Here is an 18,770-nt window from a genome sequence, read left to right as displayed (position 1 = left end):
TGATGCCGGGGCTTTTTTTTCATTCAGAACAGTCAGGCACCGACTAAATCACGCCCAGACGCCTTCTTGAACGTGACGGGCCGGCGATGGCGAGCACGCCTGTCAGAAACTATCGCCAGGAACGCGTACCCAGCCCTCCATCAACACACGCGCGCTGCGACTCATGATCGCCTTGGTCACCGACCACTGCCCATCGATCAGGCACGCCTGCGCACCTACCCGCAAGGTGCCCGATGGATGCCCGAAGCGTACAGCGCTGCGCTCACCGCCGCCTGCAGCAAGGTTCACCAGTGTCCCCGGGATGGCCGCAGCCGTACCGATCGCGACGGCGGCAGTGCCCATCATCGCGTGATGCAGCTTGCCCATGGACAAGGCACGCACCAGCAAGTCGATATCTTCTGCCCCCACCTGCTTGCCACTTGAAGCGAGATAAGCCTGTGCCGGCGCCACGAATGCCACCTTGGGGGTATGCTGGCGTGCGGCAGCCTGCCCTACATGTTCGATCAGCCCCATGCGCAGCGCACCATGGGCCCGTATCGCCTCGAACCGCTCAAGGGCAGCCGGATCCCCATTGATGGCATCCTGCAACTCCATGCCGCTGTAACCAAGATCGGCTGCATTGAGAAACACCGTTGGGATACCGGCATTGATCAACGTCGCCTTGAAGGTGCCAACCCCCGGCACTGCAAGCTCGTCGATCAGGTTGCCGGTAGGGAACATCGTCCCACCTTCCCCATCATCGTCGGCTGCCGGATCAAGAAACTCCAGCTGCACTTCGGCGGCAGGGAACGTGACGCCATCGAGCTCAAAGTCGCCGGTCTCCTGCACCTGACCGTCGCTCATCGGCACATGCGCTACGATGGTCTTGCCGATGTTGGCCTGCCAGATACGCACCGTGGCGACACCGGTGGCGGGTACCTGCGTGGGTTCTATCAGGCCACTGCCGATGGCGAACGCACCCACTGCTGCGGAAAGGTTGCCGCAGTTGCCGCTCCAGTCTACGAAAGGCTTGTCGATACTGACCTGGCCGAACAGGTAGTCCACATCATGATCAGGGCGCTTGCTGGCGGACAGGATCACGACCTTGCTGGTGCTGGACGTCGCCCCGCCCATGCCGTCGATCTGCTTGCCATAGGGGTCGGGGCTGCCGATTACCCGCAGCAGCAAGGCATCGCGTGCCGGGCCGGGCGTTTGCGCCTGCGCCGGGAGGTCCTGCAAGCGGAAGAACACGCCTTTGCTGGTGCCGCCACGCATGTAAGTAGCCGGAATCTTGATTTGAGGTGCATGTGCCATGGATTGAAGCCTCTTGGATGGCCCGGTGGTCCGAGCCAGTGCGGGCGACTGGGGGCCGCAAGGCGGCCACGTTGCGTTAAACGGTCGCTTCGAGGAAGTCCTGGGCAAAGCGTTGCAACACCCCGCCCGCTTCGTAGATCGACACCTCTTCGGCTGTATCCAGACGACAGGTCACCGGCACGTCAAAACGCTCTCCTGTGCGACGGGTCACCGCCAGGGTCAGGGTAGCGCGGGGAGTACGGATGCCTATCACGTCATAGGTTTCGCTGCCGTCCAGGCCCAGTACCTTACGGTCGGTACCCGGCATGAATTCGAGGGGCAAGACGCCCATGCCCACCAGGTTCGTGCGGTGGATGCGCTCGAACCCCTCGGCGACGATGGCCTCCACGCCCGCCAGACGCACCCCTTTGGCAGCCCAGTCGCGTGAAGAGCCCTGACCGTAATCGGCACCGGCCACGATGATCAGCGGCTGCTTGCGCTGCATGTAGGTTTCGATCGCTTCCCACATGCGCATGACCCGGCCTTCGGGTTCAAGGCGTGCCAGCGAACCCTGCCTTACGCTGCCATCTTCATTGCGCACCATCTCGTTGAACAGCTTGGGGTTGGCGAAAGTGGCGCGCTGAGCCGTGAGGTGATCCCCACGGTGGGTGGCATAGGAGTTGAAGTCTTCTTCAGGCAAGCCCATTTTGGCCAGGTACTCCCCCGCCGCGCTGTCTAGCATGATGGCATTGGAGGGCGACAGGTGATCGGTGGTGATGTTGTCCGGCAGCAACGCCAGCGGGCGCATGCCACGCAAGGTGCGTTCTCCCGCCAGGGCGCCTTCCCAGTAGGGCGGGCGACGGATGTAGGTGCTCATGGGGCGCCAGTCGTACAGCGGCGCTACCTTGGGCCCACGGTCTTGCTCGACGGCGAACATGGGGATGTAGACCTTTCGGAACTGTTCGGGCTTGACCGCAGCGCGGACCATCGCATCGATTTCTTCATCGCTGGGCCAGATGTCCTTGAGGCGAATTTCACGGCCATCCGATGCCACGCCCAGCACATCTTTCTCGATATCGAAACGGATCGTACCCGCGATGGCATAGGCCACAACCAAAGGCGGGGACGCCAGAAATGCCTGTTTGGCATACGGGTGAATACGGCCATCGAAGTTTCGGTTACCCGACAACACCGCGGTGGTATACAGGTCCCGATCGATGATTTCCTGCTGGATGGCCGGATCGAGGGCGCCGGACATGCCGTTGCAGGTGGTGCAGGCGAAGGCGACGATGCCGAAGCCCAACGCTTGGAGCTCCGCCTCCAGGCCTGCCTCTTCCAGGTACAGCTGCACTGCCCTGGATCCAGGGGCGAGGGATGACTTGACCCAAGGCTTGCGCGTCAGCCCCAGCCTATTGGCATTGCGCGCCAGCAACCCGGCAGCGATCACGTTGCGCGGGTTGCTGGTGTTGGTGCAACTGGTGATGGCTGCAATGATCACCGCCCCGTCCGGCATCTGACCGGGTACCTGCTCCCAGGCACCTGCGATCCCCTTGGCGGCCAGCTCGCTGGTGGCCACCCGGGCATGGGGGTTTGAGGGGCCCGCCATGGTGCGCACCACGCTGGCCAGATCGAAGTCCAGCGTGCGCTCGTAGACCACCTCGGTAAAGCTGTCAGCCCACAGACCCGCGGTCTTGGCGTAGGTCTCTACCAGTGCGACCTGCTGTTCCTCGCGGCCTGTCAGGCGCAGGTAGTCGATGGTTTGTTGATCGATGGCGAACATGGCCGCGGTGGCGCCATATTCAGGGGCCATGTTGGAGATGGTGGCGCGGTCGCCGAGCGTCAGGGCACGGGCGCCTTCCCCATGGAATTCCAGGTAGGCGCCGACCACCTTCTGCTTGCGCAAAAATTCGGTCAGGGCCAATACCAGGTCGGTTGCCGTCAGGTTGGGCGCCAGTTTACCAGTGAGCTGGACGCCGACGATTTCCGGCAGGCGCATCCAGGAGGCGCGCCCGAGCATGACGTTCTCGGCCTCAAGCCCGCCCACGCCGATGGCGATGACGCCCAAGGCGTCCACATGCGGGGTGTGGCTGTCGGTGCCGACACAGGTGTCCGGGTAGGCCACGCCGTCATCGCTGTGTACCACGGGCGACATCTTCTCCAGGTTGATCTGGTGCATGATGCCGTTGCCAGGCGGGATGACATCGACGTTCTTGAACGCTTTCTTGGTCCAGTTGATGAAATGGAAACGGTCTTCGTTGCGGCGATCCTCGATGGCCCTGTTGCGTTCGAACGCCTGGGGGTCATAGCCGCCACACTCGACGGCCAGTGAGTGATCGACGATTAGCTGCACTGGCACCACCGGGTTGACCTGGGCAGGGTCACCGCCCTTGTCGGCGATGGCATCGCGCAAGCCGGCCAGGTCGACCAGCGCGGTCTGACCCAGGATGTCATGGCAGACGACCCGGGCCGGATACCAGGGGAAATCGAGGTCGCGCTTGCGCTCTATCAGCTGGGCCAACGACGCCTGGAGCGTGCCAGGGCTGCAGCGGCGCACCAGGTTCTCGGCCAGCACACGCGAGGTGTAGGGCAAGCCCTGGTAGGCGCCGGGCTTGATGGCCTCGACGGCAGCACGGGCGTCGAAGTAATCCAGGTCAGTGCCTGGCAAGGCTTTGCGGTAGGCAGTATTCATATCGTTATCAGGCTCGGTCACGGATGGCGTTCAAGGGTGCGCGTGCGGGCAGACATGCTGGGCCACCCCGCGAGGCCAACAAAGTCTGCGCGGGGTGGGCGACCATCAGCGCTGCTCGATCGGTACGAACTGACGCTGTTCGACGCCGATGTATTCGGCACTCGGACGGATGATGCGATTGTTCTCACGCTGCTCGAACACGTGCGCTGCCCAGCCGGTAAGCCGCGAGCAGACGAAGATCGGGGTGAACAGCTTGGTCGGTATGCCCATGAAGTGATACGCCGAGGCATGGTAGAAATCGGCGTTGGGGAATAAGCGCTTTTGCTCCCACATGGTCTTGTCGATGGCTTCGGACACCGGGTACAGCACCGTGTCGCCCACCTCATCGGCAAGGCGCTTGGACCACCCTTTGATCACCTCGTTACGCGGGTCGGACTCTTTGTAGATGGCATGGCCAAAGCCCATGATCTTGTCTTTGCGCTCGAGCATGTGCAGCAACTCGGTCGTCGCTTGTTGCGGGCTCTGGAAGCGCTCGATCAGCTCCATGGCCGCCTCGTTGGCGCCGCCGTGCAGCGGGCCGCGCAGCGAACCGATGGCGGCGGTGACGCAGGAGTACAGGTCGGACAAGGTCGAGGCGCACACGCGGGCGGTGAAGGTGGAGGCGTTGAACTCGTGCTCGGCATAGAGAATGAGCGATACGTTCATCACCTTCACATGCAGCTCACTGGGCTGCTTGCCATGGAGTAACTGCAGGAAGTGGCCGCCCAAGGTGTCCTGGTCACTGACACAGTCGATGCGCACGCCGTGATGGCTGAAGCGGTACCAGTAACACATGATCGCTGGGAAGACGGCCAGGAGCCGGTCGGTCTTGTCGCGCTGGGCATCGAAGGTGAGCTCGGGCTCCAGGGTTCCGAGCACGGAGCAGCCCGTGCGCATCACGTCCATCGGGTGAGCGTCGCGCGGGATGCGCTCCAGTACTTCTTTCAACGCCTGGGGCAGGTCGCGCAGGCCCTTGAGCTTGTGCTTGTAGTCGGCAAGCTCGGCCTGGCAGGGCAGCTCGCCATACAACAACAGGTAAGCCACCTCCTCGAATTCGGCGTGGGCAGCCAGGTCGCGGACGTCATACCCGCGATAGGTCAGCCCTGCGCCGGCCTGACCGACCGTCGACAGGGCCGTCTGACCGGCAACCTGACCGCGTAGGCCTGCGCCGCTGAGTACTTTTGCTTCGGCCATGGTGCTTCTCCTTTCTTGAACTTGTTATGGAATGCAGGCTGGCTAACCCTTATCTACCCCTGAACCAGGGCGCTGCAGCGCGCGCAGTGGGCAGGTCAGCCTTTTTTCTGGGCAAACAATGCATCGAGACTTTGCTCGAAAGCGTGATAGCCAATGGCGTCGTAAAGCTCCATGCGTGTCTGCATGGTATCGATCACGTTCTTCTGCGTGCCATCACGGCGCAGGGCGGCGTAGACGTTCTCGGCAGCCTTGTTCATGGCGCGGAACGCCGACAGTGGATACAGCACCAGCGACACATCGACCGAGCCCAGCTCTTCGGTGGTGTACAAAGGCGTGGCACCGAACTCGGTGATGTTAGCCAGGATGGGGGCCTTGACCCGGTCGGCGAACGTCTTGTACATCGCAAGTTCGGTGATGGCTTCGGGGAAGATCATGTCCGCGCCGGCCTCGACACAGGCGGCCGCCCGATCCAGCGCCGCATTGAGCCCCTCGACCGCCAGCGCATCGGTACGGGCCATGATCACGAAGCTGTCATCAAGGCGGGCATCGACCGCCGCCTTGATGCGATCAACCATCTCCTGCTGGGTGACGATTTCCTTGTTCGGACGGTGGCCACAACGCTTGGCGCCCACCTGATCCTCGATATGAATGGCGGCGGCGCCGAACTTGCTCATGGCGCGCACGGTACGGGCAACGTTGAAGGCCGAGGCACCGAACCCGGTGTCCACGTCCACCAACAGTGGCAGGTCGCACACATCAGTGATGCGCCTGACATCGGTCAGCACGTCGTCCAGGCCACTGATGCCCAGGTCAGGTAAACCCAGGGAGCCTGCTGCCACACCGCCGCCGGACAGGTAGATGGCCTTGAAACCGGCACGCTTGGCCAGCAAGGCGTGGTTGGCATTGATGGTGCCGACCACTTGCAGCGGGCGCTCGGCGGCCACTGCGTCGCGAAAACGTTGGCCTGGGGTACTCTGGACGGTCATTGTTCACCTCGTGTGCTGTGGGTGTGGTCGCCTTGGTAATGGCGCTCGATGTTGCGTTTGGACGCAGCGATGTGACGACGCATCAACAGCTCGGCCAACTCGCCGTCACCCTCGGCGATGGCGTCCAGGATGCGGTGGTGCTCGGCGAAGGCCTGACGCGGCCGATTGGGTGTGGCCGAGAACTGGATACGGTACATGCGCACCAGTTGGTACAGCTCTCCACAGAGCATCTTGACCAAGGTCTGGTTGCCGCTGCCCTGGATGATGCGATAGTGAAAATCGTAGTCACCTTCCTGCTGGTAGTAGCCCACGCCCGCCTGGAAGGCAGCATCGCGCTCATGGGTTTCCAGCACCTGGCGCAGCTCGTCGATGTCGGCTCGGCCCATGCGCTGGGCCGCCAGGCGGCAGGCCATGCCTTCGAGCGACTCGCGGATTTCATAGAGCTCGATGAGTTCGGCGTGACTCAGTGAAACCACCCGTGCGCCCACATGGGGCACACGAACCAGCAGGCGCTGGCCCTCGAGGCGGTGAATGGCTTCACGCAGCGGGCCTCGGCTGATGCCATAGGTGCGGGCAAGCTCCGGCTCGGAAATCTTGCTCCCCGGGGCTATGTCCCCCCGTACAATGGCCGCCTGAATCCGCCTGAAGACATGCTCGGACAGGGTTTCCGATTCCTCGTTGCCAGTCGGGTTACCCGTTGAGAGCGCCTGCATATTGTTGACACCTTTTACAAAACGTGGCGTTAAATCTAACGCCAGGTCTCGTAATAGTCAAAGCCCTAGACAACATTGTCAACAATGCACTCAACAAGAAACTACCCTCTGATCCAACTGTCAGATCGCGCACCGCTGGCGTCAATACGTCGGCGTGATAGAATGCCGCGCCTTCGATGGAGTATGGATAGCCCGTCTGCCCCGCCCGCATGGTGCCGGCAGATCAACGAGGAAGCTTGTGCAGCCGTTGCCAGTCGCCTTACCCCGAACTTTGCACAATACCGCGCCAGGACTATGAAACTGACACCCTTTGCTTTGCTGATTAGCCTCCTCCTGTTGCCGGCCCTGAGCCAGGCAGCCGGCAAGACCGTGTACGGTCTGAACGAATATGCTCGCCTGGGCGACCTCGACCTCGAAGTGGCGGCCAAGCTCGACACCGGGGCCAAGACAGCCTCGCTCAGCGCCCGCGACATCAAGCGTTTCAAGCGCAATGGCGAAAGCTGGGTGCGCTTCTACCTGGCCATCGATGCTGCCCATTCCCACCCCATCGAACGCCCGCTGGCGCGGGTGAGCAAGATCAAGCGCAGGGCGGGCGACTACGACGCCGAATCGGGCAAGGCCTACACCGCACGCCCCGTCATCGAGCTGGACATCTGCATGGGCCAGGCCAGGCGCACCATCGAAGTCAACCTCACCGATCGCAGCGCTTTCCAGTTCCCACTGTTGATCGGCTCGGAGGCTTTGAAGCATTTCGACGCCCTGGTCGACCCAAGCCTTAAATATGCGGCCGGCAAACCTGCCTGTGCCACCGACGCTCCCAAAGCAGAGTAATTCCGATGCGCTCTCTTACCCTCCATCTGAAAGTCCTGATCACCGTCCTGGTGTTGCTGGGCGTAGCGGTCACGGCTTATCAGATCTTCGTACTTGGCATCCCGGTGACCGAGGATGAAACGGACGATCTGTGGAACATCGATGCCAAGATCGAATTTGTGGCCAGCACCAAGGACCCGGTAAAGGTCCAGATGTTCGTGCCGCCCCTGAATCGGGATTACGTGAGCCTCAACGAAAGCTTCATTTCCAACAACTATGGTGTGAGCGTCAACCGCGCCGACGGCAACCGCAAGGTCACCTGGTCCGCGCGGCGCGCCAGCGGCAACCAGACCCTTTACTACCGGCTGGTGCTGACCAAGCGCTATAGCACCGAGAAAGCCAAGGTCAAGGGCCCGACCTTCCGCGACAGCCTCGCAGTAGAAGGCCCCGAGAAGATCGCCGCCGAAGCCTTGATGGCACCGATTCGTCAGCATTCGGCCGATGTCGAGACGTTCGTCAGCGAAACCATCAAGCGCGTCAACAACCTCAACGACGACAACGTCAAGCTGCTGCTGGCAGGCGATACCTCACCGATGAAGAAGGCGCAGGTCATTGACCTGTTGCTGTCCATTGCCCACGTGCCGATGGAGAAGGTGCACACGATCCGCCTGGTGGCCGACACCCCGCAAACCCCGGAACTGTGGTTGCGCAGCTTCAACGGCAACGACTGGCTGTATTTCAACCCCGAGACCGGTGAGCAAGGCCTGCCCAACGATCGGCTATTGTGGTGGACCGGGGATGACAACCTGATCACGGTCGATGGCGGCAAGCGGGCCAACGTCACCTTCAGCATGAACAACAGCGAGATGAACGCCATCCGCCTGGCCAAGCTGACAGACGAGAACACCGACGCCGACTTCCTCGAATACTCCCTGTATGGGCTGCCGCTGCAGACCCAGCAGACCTTTATGATCATGGTCATGATTCCCATCGGCGTGCTGGTGATTCTGGTGCTGCGCAACCTGATCGGCATCCAGACCCTGGGTACCTTCACACCGGTCCTGATCGCCCTGGCCTTCCGCGAAACACAGCTGGGCTTCGGGATCGTGCTGTTCACCGTCATCACCGCGCTGGGGCTATCGCTGCGCTCCTACCTCGAACACCTGAAGCTGCAGATGCTGCCCCGCCTTTCGGTGGTGCTGACATTCGTCGTGGTATTGATTGCCGCCATCAGCCTGTTCAGCCACAAACTGGGCCTTGAGCGCGGCTTGTCGGTCGCGCTGTTCCCGATGGTGATCCTGACCATGACCATCGAACGCCTGTCAATCACCTGGGAAGAACGCGGCGGCGGTCATGCCATGAAAGTGGCCATCGGCACCTTGTTCGCCGCCTCTCTCGCGCACCTGCTGATGATGGTACCGGAGCTGGTCTACTTCGTGTTCACCTTCCCGGCCGTGCTGTTGATTCTGGTGGGCTTCATGCTGGCAATGGGTCGCTATCGCGGCTACCGCCTGACCGAGCTGGTCCGCTTCAAGGCATTCCTGAAGAAGGCGGACGCCTGATGTTCGGCCTGATCAAGACGTGGAAAGCCCTGGAGGCCCGGGGCATCATGGGTATCAATCGGCGCAATGCAGACTATGTACTCAAGTACAACAAGCGCCACCTGTACCCGATCGTCGACGACAAGATCATCACCAAGGAGCGCGCCCTGGCGGCCGGCATCCATGTGCCGGAAATGTACGGCGTCATCGAGACGGAAAAGCAGATCGAGAAGCTTGACGAGATCATCGGCGGGCGCAGCGACTTCGTGATCAAGCCGGCTCAGGGCGCCGGGGGTGATGGCATCATGGTCATCGCCGACCGTTTCGAAGACCGTTACCGGACGGTGTCCGGCAAGATCATCAGCCATGAGGAAATCGAGCACCAGATTTCCAGCATCCTCACCGGGCTGTACTCGCTCGGTGGCCATCGCGACCGCGCCCTGATCGAGTACCGCGTCACCCCGGACCAGATCTTCAAGAGCATCAGTTATGAAGGCGTACCGGACATCCGCATCATCGTCCTGATGGGCTACCCGGTCATGGCCATGCTGCGCCTGCCCACCCGCCAGTCCGGCGGCAAGGCCAACCTGCACCAAGGCGCCATCGGTGTGGGCGTGGATTTGGCCACAGGCGTGACGCTGCGTGGCACTTGGCTGAACAACATCATCAGCAAGCATCCCGACACCACCAACGCAGTGGACGGCGTGCAGCTGCCGACCTGGGACGGGTTCATGAAGCTGGCCGCCGGCTGCTATGAGCTGTGCGGCCTGGGCTACATTGGCGTGGACATGGTGCTGGACCAGGAAAAAGGCCCACTGATCCTCGAGCTCAACGCTCGCCCAGGGCTGAATATCCAGATCGCCAACGATTGCGGCCTGACGCAACGCACCCATGCGATCGAGGCGCATCTCGAGGCACTGGCCAAAGAGGGTGTGACCGAAGATGCCGAGCAACGCGTGCGCGTTGCCCAAGGCCTGTTCGGCCACAGGCCCGGTCACTAAGGAGCGGGGTTGGCCACCAGCCCTGGCCAGATGAAGATGGCGAATGTCGCCCTGACGCTAGGCGCAATGCCTGCACCGGACTACAATCGCCGTCCTCGCTTTTAATCGCCGTCCCTACTGATGCCGACCTGCACGTTGTACGCCCTGCCCTACCAGCCTGACCCGGCTACCTACTTTTCCTGCTTGCGTGATGCTCCAGGCGCCATTTTGCTCGACAGCGCTCGCCCCGGCGCTGAACGCGGCCGCTTCGACCTGCTGAGCGCGTGGCCAGTGCAGCAGTTGCAGGTGCTGGCGGACGAAACAGGGCGCGCCTTCCTGCAGCGGTTGCGCGCTGCGCTGGCTCGCTTGGGCGCTGCACATCTACCGCCAGAGAGCGAGCTGCCGTTTGCCGGTGGGTTGATCGGTTACCTGAGCTACGATTTTGGTCGTCGGCTGGAACACTTGCCGACCCAGGCGGTGGACGACCTCGGCCTGCCGGACGCCCAACTGGGCGTGTACGCATGGGCGTTGGTTACCGACCACGCCACCCGTACCAGCCAACTGGTGTTTCACCCAACCCTGGGCCGTGAAGAGCGTGAGCGACTGGTGCGCCTGTTCGAGGGGTGTGAACCTCGGGCCAGCGGGGCTTTCAAGCTGCTCGCCCCAATGACTGGTGACCTTGCGCCCGAGCAGTACCATGCAGCCTTCGAGCAGGTTCAACGCTACATCCAGGCAGGCGACTGCTACCAGATCAACCTGACCCAACGGTTTCGCGCTGCTTGCCAGGGCGATCCCTGGCGAGCTTATCAAGCCCTTCGCCAGGCATGCCCAACGCCCTTCTCCGGGTTCCAGCAATTGGCAGACGGCAGCGCCTTGTTGAGCTTCTCGCCCGAGCGGTTCATTCGGGTCAGCAAGGGTCATGTGGAAACCCGTCCGATCAAGGGCACCCGAGCGCGGGGTCACGATGCGGCCGAGGATGCGCGCAATGCCGAGCAACTGCAGCAAAGCCCCAAGGACCGGTCGGAAAACCTGATGATCGTGGACTTGTTGCGCAATGACCTGGGCCGCACGTGCGAGATTGGCTCCGTCAAAGTGCCTGAGCTGTTCAGCCTGGAAACCTACCCCAACGTGCACCATCTGGTCAGCAGCGTGACAGGCACGCTGGCGGCTGGCAGGGACGCACTGGATCTGATCGGCGACAGCTTTCCTGGCGGCTCGATCACCGGCGCGCCCAAGATCCGCGCGATGCAGATCATCGATGAGCTTGAACCCACTCGCCGAGCGCTTTACTGCGGATCGCTGCTGTATGTCGATGTACGCGGCGAGATGGACAGTTCTATCGCCATCCGCAGCCTGTTGATCAAGGACGGCCAGGTCAGTTGCTGGGGCGGTGGCGCCGTGGTCGCCGACTCCGAATGGCAGGCCGAGTACGAGGAGTCCATTGCCAAAGTGCGGGTGCTGATGCAGACCTTGCAGGGGCTTTGAAAGCTGGCTTACCCGTGAACCGCTGAACGCAGCTTGGCGTGCCCCGCAACCAGGATGGGTTTTTTGTTACCATTGCCTCACTACGAGCGCCCAGCGCCACAGCCAAGATGGAAACCGCCTGATGAGCCAACCTTTCGACGTCGCTGCCCTGGCAGCGGCTTACGCGGACAAATCCCCACAGGACATTCTCAAGCTTGCCTTCGAGCACTTCGGCGACGATCTGTGGATCTCCTTCAGCGGTGCCGAAGATGTGGTACTGGTGGACATGGCCTGGAAGCTTAACAAACAGGTCAAAGTATTCAGCCTCGACACCGGGCGCTTGCATCCGGAGACCTATCGCTTCATCGATCAGGTGCGCGAGCAGTACAACCTGCCCATCGAAATCCTCAGCCCCGATCGCAGCAAGCTCGACCCGTTCGTCAAAGACAAAGGCCTGTTCAGCTTCTACCGTGACGGCCACGGCGAGTGCTGCGGCATCCGCAAGATCGAGCCCCTGCGCCGCAAGCTTGCGACCGTCAGTGCCTGGGCCACGGGGCAGCGCCGCGACCAGAGCCCCGGCACGCGCAGCCAGGTCGCAGCCCTGGAGATCGACACCGGCTTCTCCACCCCGGAGCGCACGCTCTACAAGTTCAACCCTCTGGCTCAGATGAGCAGCGAAGAAGTCTGGGGCTACATCCGCATGCTCGAGCTGCCCTACAACAGCCTGCATGAGCGCGGTTTCATCAGCATCGGTTGCGAGCCCTGCACGCGCCCTGTGCTACCTAATCAGCACGAGCGCGAAGGCCGCTGGTGGTGGGAAGAGTCGACCCAGAAGGAATGCGGCCTGCACGCCGGCAACCTGATCACCAAGGCCTGAAACGCGGGCGATACCTTTGAAAAGGGCCGCGTGGCGGCCCTTGCGTCCGAGGATCAGTGCACCGGTAACTCGACACCTTCGAACAATGCCTCCAGCTCCTGCTTGTTGTGACACTGGATGGCCTTGGCCATCACTTCACGGGTCAGGTGCGGCGCAAACTTCTCGATGAAGTCGCACATGAACCCGCGCAGGAAAGTGCCACGCCGGAAGCCGATCTTGGTGATGCTGGCTTCGAACAGTTCACTGGCGTCCAGGGCTACCAGGTCACCGTCCAGCTTGGCGTCAACTGCCATGCCTGCAACGATGCCCACGCCCAAACCGAGGCGGACGTACGTCTTGATCACGTCCGCGTCCGCCGCCGTGAACACCACCTTGGGCGTCAGGCCGCGGTTGCTGAAAGCTTCGTCCAGCTTGGAGCGCCCAGTAAAGCCGAACACATAGGTAACGATGGGATATTCGGCCACCGCTTCGAGGGTCAGCTTGGGAAGCTTGGCCAATGGATGGCCCTGCGGAACCACCACGCAACGGTTCCACTTGTAGCACGGCATCATGATCAGGTCGCCGAACAGCTCGAGCGCTTCTGTGGCGATGGCGAAATCCACCGTACCGTCTGCGGCCATCTCGGCGATCTGCATCGGGGAGCCCTGATGCATGTGCAAGGACACTTCCGGGTACTGCTTGATGAAGCCACTGATCACCGGAGGCAAAGCGTAGCGAGCCTGGGTGTGGGTGGTGGCGATGGAGAGCGTGCCCTTTTTCTCGTTGGAAAACTCCTGGGCGATCTGCTTGATGCTCTCGACCTTGCGCAGGATTTCGCCAGCGGTGTTGATGATGCGCTCCCCTGCTGGGGTCACACGCGTCAGGTGCTTGCCGCTACGCGCAAATACCTCGACGCCCAACTCGTCTTCGAGCAGTCGGATCTGCTTGCTGATCCCCGGCTGCGAGGTATACAGGCTTTGTGCTGTCGCAGAGACGTTGAGGTCATGGTGCGCTACTTCCCAGATGTAGCGCAGTTGTTGAAGCTTCATAAGGTTCCCTCAGTTCAGCGTGGGTCAGCGGCAGCGGGCAGCGGGCAGCGGGCAGCGGGCAGCGGGCAGCGACGATATATAACTATATTAGTGGTAATCGTAATAAATCTAGAACTATTTTGTTACACCGCCCGGAATATTCCCACAGCGTGATTCAGCCTTTCCTACGACCTAGATGCTGTGCCAAGGGGACCATATAGACCGGTACAGGCGAGAGCTGGAGCAATCTGACCGCCGTCCTACCCAAGGGCACGTCCACGCCCGCCCTGGCGCTGTGACTGCCGAAGACAAGCAGGTCGACGCTCAGGCGCTGGGCCTGATCCAGGATGACTTGCGCAGGGTCGCCCTGGCGCACGCGCACCGCCTTGAGCACCGCCAGATCGGCTTGCTCCCCCAGCTCCTCACGAAAATTTTCCAGTACACGCTGCTCGATGTTGGCCATTACCGTACCCACACCCTGGCTGTGCAGCTGGTCCAGGGTGTGTTCGTCCAGGTAACTTTGCAGGAGGGATTCGGCAAACTGGCCCATCGGTTCGACCGCATGAATGACGTACAACTCGGCACCGAATGTGCGCGCCAACGCAAGCGCATGCTGCATCACGAATGGCGCATAGACGCCGAGGTCTGTGGCGTACAGCAGAGAGCGGATCATTCGACCTCCTCGACTGCCATGGCGGCAGGGCAAACTTGAGCTTAGCAGCGCATCGGCGCCTCGCTTGCCCAGCCCGGCGCATGACTGCGCCTAGAGCATGGCCCCTTCACTGTTTTTACCGAGGAACCTCAGCGACTGGTACAACATCTCCATGCGGGGCAAATGGCAACCCGCGGACTGGGCGCGGGCCAGAGGCGCTGCATAGATGGCCTCTGTCTCTAGAGGTCGATGATGAACGTGGTCGTGGTACATGCTGGGCCAGTAATCAGGCATGCGCTCGGTCATGCTCAGCAGTTGCTGAGCATAGCCTGCGGGCATGGCATGACCACAAGCGACAGCGCCCACCATCACCTCCTCCATCAAGGCTTGCACCAGCGTGCGGGCATGGCTGTCGCCCAGCAGCTGGGCAGTGCTGGCGCCGAGCAACACTGACAGGCCGTTAAAAGGCACGTTCCACACCAACTTTTGCCACCGGGCGCCAGCCAGATCAGGCATGCCCACAGAACTCACCCCCGCAGCCTGGAACAATGAAACCCCCTGCTCCACCAGGCGGCGCCCGCCATCGTCACTAGGACCACTGTGATAACCCACGTTCACGGTACCCAACGCCTGATGGCGAATCACTCCGGGTGTCTGGCGGTCGGCGCAGACGAAGCACAACCCGCCAAGCAGGTGCATATCAGCCCGCAGTAACGGGCGCAGTTGCGCTTCGACATCCAGTCCGTTCTGCAGTAGCACCACTTTCGCATCCGGTGCACCGGCCTGCACGATCAATGGCGCCAGTTGCGGGTTGCCGGTGGCTTTGGCGCCTATCAATAGCCAATCGCAGGGTGGCATTTGCGCGGCGTCGGCGTAGCAATTTACTTTGGCGTGCAGCCGACCATGGACAGCGCTCTGGACGGTCAGCCCGTGATGACTGACCGCTTCATACTCGCTTCTGAGCAAAAAGTGCACATCGAAGCCGGCCTTTGCCAGCAGCAGCCCGTAAAAGCCGCCTATGGCACCGCTGCCGATGATGCCAATCCGGGGGTTGCGCGCGTGCATGCGGTTCTCCTTCTCATGTCAGCCTGCTTATTACACCGGTTGGGCACCTTCGCGCAGATCGATGCTCGCCGTCGACCCCTGCTACCGGGAAAAACCCCGCCTGCACGGGGCAATGCCCATTGTGGCGCAAACGCTAACGCGCTAAGGTTCGGCTCCCCGCTGCGATTATTCTTGCTGCTGGGCCGCACGGGGATAGCTGGCGGCCGGCACCCGTGACCTGACGAGTAACACGATGGCTGATTTACCGATCGATGACTTGAACGTTGCATCCAACGAGACGCTGATCACCCCCGACCAGCTCAAGAAGGAAATCCCCCTTAGCGCCCAGGCCCTGCAGACCGTGACTGCTGGCCGAGACGTGGTGCGCAATATTCTCGATGGCAAGGATCACCGCCTGTTCGTCGTGGTCGGCCCCTGCTCCATCCACGACATCAAGGCCGCGCATGAATACGCAGCGCGCCTGAAGGCCCTGGCCGAAGAAGTGTCCGACACGCTGTACCTGGTCATGCGGGTATATTTTGAAAAACCGCGTACCACCGTGGGCTGGAAGGGCCTGATCAACGACCCATATCTGGACGACTCCTTCAAGATCCAGGATGGTTTGCATATCGGTCGCAAGCTGCTGCTGGACCTCGCCGAAATGGGCTTGCCCACGGCCACTGAGGCACTGGATCCGATTTCCCCGCAATACCTGCAGGATCTGATCAGCTGGTCAGCCATCGGTGCCCGTACCACCGAGTCGCAGACCCACCGCGAAATGGCCTCTGGCCTGTCGTCGGCCGTCGGCTTCAAGAACGGTACCGACGGTGGCTTGACCGTCGCTATCAACGCCCTGCAGTCGGTGTCCAAGCCGCACCGGTTCCTGGGGATCAACCAGGAAGGTGGCGTCTCCATCGTGACCACCAAGGGTAACCCCTACGGGCATGTCGTGCTTCGCGGCGGTAATGGCAAACCCAACTACGACTCGGTCAGCGTCGCCCTGTGCGAACAAGACCTGGCCAAGGCCAAGATCAAGGCCAACATCATGGTCGATTGCAGCCATGCCAACTCCAACAAGGACCCGGCCTTGCAACCGCTGGTGATGGAAAACGTGGCGAACCAGATTCTGGAGGGCAACCAATCGATTATCGGGTTGATGGTCGAGAGCCACCTGAACTGGGGCTGCCAATCCATTCCCAAGGACTTGTCCCAGCTGCAGTATGGCGTTTCGGTGACGGACGCCTGCATCGACTGGTCGGCGACCGAGAAGACGCTGCGCAGCATGCGCGCGAAGTTGAAGGACGTCCTCCCTCAGCGCAATCGCGCCTGAGACCTTTGGGGGCCGTTCAGGCCCTAGTGTTCAAAGCAGCGATCACACCTTGCTGGCGTGACGCTGCTGACGCTCCATGTAACGCTCCACGTACGAGCAGGACGGTATCACCGTGTAGCCCATCTGCTCGGCATATTGCAGCGCGCGCTCGGTAAGGGCAGCTGCGATCCCACGCCCGCGCAAGGCGTTGGGTACGAAGGTGCGGTAGATGTCCAGCGTCTGCTTACCCAAGTCCATGTAGGTCAGATAGGCACGATGACCGTCCACATTGGTCTCGAACTGATGACCCGCCTGGTCATGGTGGATGGTCAGCGCTTCGCTCATCACTACTCCTCGCGGGCCTTTTTGGCAGACCCATAGCCTAACCGATGGTCAATACCCGGCACACTTGGCACATGCATCGTCTATTGCGCGTTGGACCGCTGGACGTCTGCGTTCGTTCGGGTTTTCTGTAGACCCACATACTAGGCGCTTACCGAAGGATTACTCAAGTAAAGCGCTCGGATGAAAGCCAGCCATTAACGGCTTACGCTGTTAAGTGTGACATTGACAGTGCCGGCAAATCATGTAGGACTAAGACGCACAAAGACAGTAGAAGTCACCCTTAGTTCAACATGAAAGTTGCCGTTAGTGCAGAGTTACCCTGCTGGCTCGGGGCGATGAGCCGCGCCCCTCGGCTGGCGCAGAAACTGCGCACTGTTTTTTTTTGCAGTTCTTGCGTTCAGTCAGTTTACTTACTACAAGTAATGGGTACTATGTACGCCGGCCAGTTTCTCTTTTCTGAGAGATGGCTCATTAATAGAAAGTCCTTGAAGGGGAACACGATGAACAACGTTCTGAAATTCTCTGCTCTGGCTCTGGCCGCAGTTCTGGCTACCGGTTGCAGCAGCGTCTCCAAAGAAACCGAAGCTCGCCTGACTGCAACTGAAGACGCAGCAGCCCGCGCACAAGCTCGTGCCGATGAAGCCTACCGCAAGGCTGACGACGCACTGGCAGCCGCTCAGAAAGCTCAGCAGACCGCTGACGAAGCCAATGAGCGCGCACTGCGCATGCTGGACAAAGCCAGCCGCAAATAATAGTCCCTTGGGGCTGTTATGAAGCCGACCCCTTTGGGGTCGGCTTTTTTTTGCGATTTTTTGACACCGAGGCGCGATTGCGCACTACGTTGCCGTCAACGCAGTTCGCAGAGAGGGTTACTGTATCTCCTCGGGAAGCGTCGAGACCATGGGCGTAGCGCTCTGATTGTCGACGGGCACGGCAATCTCCACCGGCATGCCATCTTCGGCAGCCACGACGTCGCGGACCATGTCCCAGTTCATGCGCAGGTTATTGGCCAGGTCTTCACGCTTGAGCAACGCGTTGATGACCGCCGTATGCTTGTCGACCACCGACGGATTGCCCTGATCATCCAGCGGCGTGTGGGCTTCGAGGTATACCTTGCCCCCGCTCAACCCGAACTTGTACGGTTCGTTGATGATGCGAACAGGAGTGCCCACCGGCACCATGCCCGACAGTTCCAGTACGTTGTTGTTGAGCATGCGGAAGCAGCCATGGCTGGTACGCATGCCGATCCCGAATTTCTTGTTTGAGCCATGGATCAAGTAACCCGGTACACCCAGGGTGAACTTGAAGGGCCCAAGCGGGTTGTCCGGGCCTGCTGGAACCACGGCAGGCAAGATGTCGCCATCGGCTGCATGCTCGGCCCGGATCGACGCCGGCGGCGTCCAGGTAGGGTTTGGCGTCTTGGCGATGATCTTGGTATTGGCAATCGGCGAGCCCCAGCCTTCGCGACCGATCCCCAACGGGAAGGTGTGCACCACATTCTCGCCTTTGGGGTAGTAATACAAGCGGTACTCGGCAAGGTTGATGACGATGCCTTCACGAGGACCCGGTGGCAGGATGTAGCGCGTGGGCAAGATGATTTCGGTGCCTGCGCCAGGCAGCCAGGGATCGACACCCGGGTTGGCGGCGATCATCTCCAGATAGCCCAGGTCATTGGCCGTACCGATATCGGCGAATGTATCTTCGTACTTGGCCTTGATCACATGCACCTGACCGACGATGTCGTCCCCAGGTGGCGGCAGTGGCAACTCCAGTGCGACAGCGGGCCCCGCTACCAGCAAGGCGGCCAGGGACAGGCTACGAGTGACGGCGGGAAAGCGCGGCGACATC

17 protein-coding genes are annotated in these 18,770 nt (G+C 61.2%); 7 read left to right on the top strand and 10 right to left on the bottom strand.

What is annotated here, in order from left to right:
• Positions 1 to 102 precede the first annotated feature (102 nt).
• The 5 genes from prpF to ACF8R3_RS10615 form a co-directional block, all read right to left on the bottom strand.
• Complete coding sequence (gene prpF / locus ACF8R3_RS10635) at positions 103 to 1,293, bottom strand: 2-methylaconitate cis-trans isomerase PrpF (protein WP_058603817.1); 1,191 nt, start codon at positions 1,291 to 1,293, stop codon at positions 103 to 105.
• Between the two features lie 76 nt (positions 1,294 to 1,369).
• The gene (gene acnD / locus ACF8R3_RS10630) at positions 1,370 to 3,961 is read right to left on the bottom strand and encodes a Fe/S-dependent 2-methylisocitrate dehydratase AcnD (RefSeq protein WP_145255341.1); all 2,592 of its coding nucleotides are present in this window, start codon (positions 3,959 to 3,961) and stop codon (positions 1,370 to 1,372) included.
• Between the two features lie 105 nt (positions 3,962 to 4,066).
• Positions 4,067 to 5,194, bottom strand: a complete 1,128-nt coding sequence (prpC, locus tag ACF8R3_RS10625; protein ID WP_058603815.1) for a 2-methylcitrate synthase — start codon at positions 5,192 to 5,194, stop codon at positions 4,067 to 4,069.
• A gap of 95 nt (positions 5,195 to 5,289) precedes the next feature.
• On the bottom strand, positions 5,290 to 6,180 hold the full coding sequence (prpB, locus tag ACF8R3_RS10620; protein WP_058637390.1) for a methylisocitrate lyase: 891 nt from the start codon (positions 6,178 to 6,180) through the stop codon (positions 5,290 to 5,292).
• Positions 6,177 to 6,893, bottom strand: coding sequence for a GntR family transcriptional regulator (locus ACF8R3_RS10615; RefSeq protein ID WP_058637391.1), 717 nt, complete (start codon positions 6,891 to 6,893; stop codon positions 6,177 to 6,179). The genes prpB and ACF8R3_RS10615 overlap by 4 nt, the downstream gene beginning before the upstream one ends.
• Positions 6,894 to 7,187: 294 nt before the next feature.
• On the opposite strand from ACF8R3_RS10615, the gene ACF8R3_RS10610 reads away from it, so the two are divergent.
• From ACF8R3_RS10610 to ACF8R3_RS10590, 5 genes are all read left to right on the top strand, one after another.
• Complete coding sequence (locus ACF8R3_RS10610) at positions 7,188 to 7,724, top strand: ATP-dependent zinc protease (RefSeq protein ID WP_058603812.1); 537 nt, start codon at positions 7,188 to 7,190, stop codon at positions 7,722 to 7,724.
• A gap of 5 nt (positions 7,725 to 7,729) precedes the next feature.
• Entirely contained in the window at positions 7,730 to 9,265 is a 1,536-nt protein-coding gene (locus ACF8R3_RS10605; protein WP_027914607.1) for an inactive transglutaminase family protein, read from the top strand.
• Positions 9,265 to 10,245: an alpha-L-glutamate ligase-like protein gene (locus ACF8R3_RS10600; RefSeq protein WP_023536214.1), complete on the top strand. Its 981-nt coding sequence runs from the start codon at positions 9,265 to 9,267 to the stop codon at positions 10,243 to 10,245. The genes ACF8R3_RS10605 and ACF8R3_RS10600 overlap by 1 nt, the downstream gene beginning before the upstream one ends.
• A gap of 120 nt (positions 10,246 to 10,365) precedes the next feature.
• A complete protein-coding gene (gene pabB / locus ACF8R3_RS10595; protein WP_392515578.1) occupies positions 10,366 to 11,709 on the top strand; it encodes an aminodeoxychorismate synthase component I in 1,344 nt (447 codons plus the stop codon).
• 121 nt (positions 11,710 to 11,830) lie between these two features.
• Positions 11,831 to 12,565: a phosphoadenylyl-sulfate reductase gene (locus tag ACF8R3_RS10590; protein ID WP_058637394.1), complete on the top strand. Its 735-nt coding sequence runs from the start codon at positions 11,831 to 11,833 to the stop codon at positions 12,563 to 12,565.
• A gap of 53 nt (positions 12,566 to 12,618) precedes the next feature.
• On the opposite strand, the gene cysB is transcribed toward ACF8R3_RS10590, so the two are convergent.
• From cysB to ACF8R3_RS10575, 3 genes are all read right to left on the bottom strand, one after another.
• Entirely contained in the window at positions 12,619 to 13,593 is a 975-nt protein-coding gene (gene cysB, locus ACF8R3_RS10585; RefSeq protein ID WP_023536044.1) for an HTH-type transcriptional regulator CysB, read from the bottom strand.
• Positions 13,594 to 13,747: 154 nt separating this feature from the next.
• Entirely contained in the window at positions 13,748 to 14,245 is a 498-nt protein-coding gene (locus ACF8R3_RS10580) for a universal stress protein (RefSeq protein ID WP_392515577.1), read from the bottom strand.
• A 90-nt stretch (positions 14,246 to 14,335) separates the two neighbouring features.
• Complete coding sequence (locus ACF8R3_RS10575) at positions 14,336 to 15,289, bottom strand: putative 2-dehydropantoate 2-reductase (protein WP_196121650.1); 954 nt, start codon at positions 15,287 to 15,289, stop codon at positions 14,336 to 14,338.
• A 232-nt stretch (positions 15,290 to 15,521) separates the two neighbouring features.
• On the opposite strand from ACF8R3_RS10575, the gene ACF8R3_RS10570 reads away from it, so the two are divergent.
• Positions 15,522 to 16,598 carry a 3-deoxy-7-phosphoheptulonate synthase gene (locus tag ACF8R3_RS10570; RefSeq protein ID WP_058603806.1) on the top strand — a complete coding sequence of 359 codons (1,077 nt, stop codon included), beginning with the start codon at positions 15,522 to 15,524 and terminating at the stop codon, positions 16,596 to 16,598.
• Between the two features lie 42 nt (positions 16,599 to 16,640).
• On the opposite strand, the gene ACF8R3_RS10565 is transcribed toward ACF8R3_RS10570, so the two are convergent.
• Complete coding sequence (locus ACF8R3_RS10565) at positions 16,641 to 16,922, bottom strand: GNAT family N-acetyltransferase (RefSeq protein ID WP_023536046.1); 282 nt, start codon at positions 16,920 to 16,922, stop codon at positions 16,641 to 16,643.
• A gap of 500 nt (positions 16,923 to 17,422) precedes the next feature.
• Here ACF8R3_RS10565 and oprI point away from each other — a divergent pair, with 500 nt between their 5' ends.
• Complete coding sequence (oprI, locus tag ACF8R3_RS10560; RefSeq protein ID WP_003259780.1) at positions 17,423 to 17,674, top strand: outer membrane lipoprotei OprI; 252 nt, start codon at positions 17,423 to 17,425, stop codon at positions 17,672 to 17,674.
• A gap of 117 nt (positions 17,675 to 17,791) precedes the next feature.
• Here the strand turns inward: oprI and ACF8R3_RS10555 are convergent, their stop codons facing one another.
• Entirely contained in the window at positions 17,792 to 18,769 is a 978-nt protein-coding gene (locus ACF8R3_RS10555; protein WP_078478787.1) for a L,D-transpeptidase family protein, read from the bottom strand.
• Between the last annotated feature and the right edge of the window lies 1 nt (position 18,770).

It is taken from the genome of Pseudomonas sp. FYR_7 (assembly GCF_043106155.1).
GTDB classification, from domain to species: domain Bacteria; phylum Pseudomonadota; class Gammaproteobacteria; order Pseudomonadales; family Pseudomonadaceae; genus Aquipseudomonas; species Aquipseudomonas parafulva_B.
Note: the sequence above shows the minus strand (reverse complement) of the source record. Positions and strands in the feature narration are given on the sequence as shown.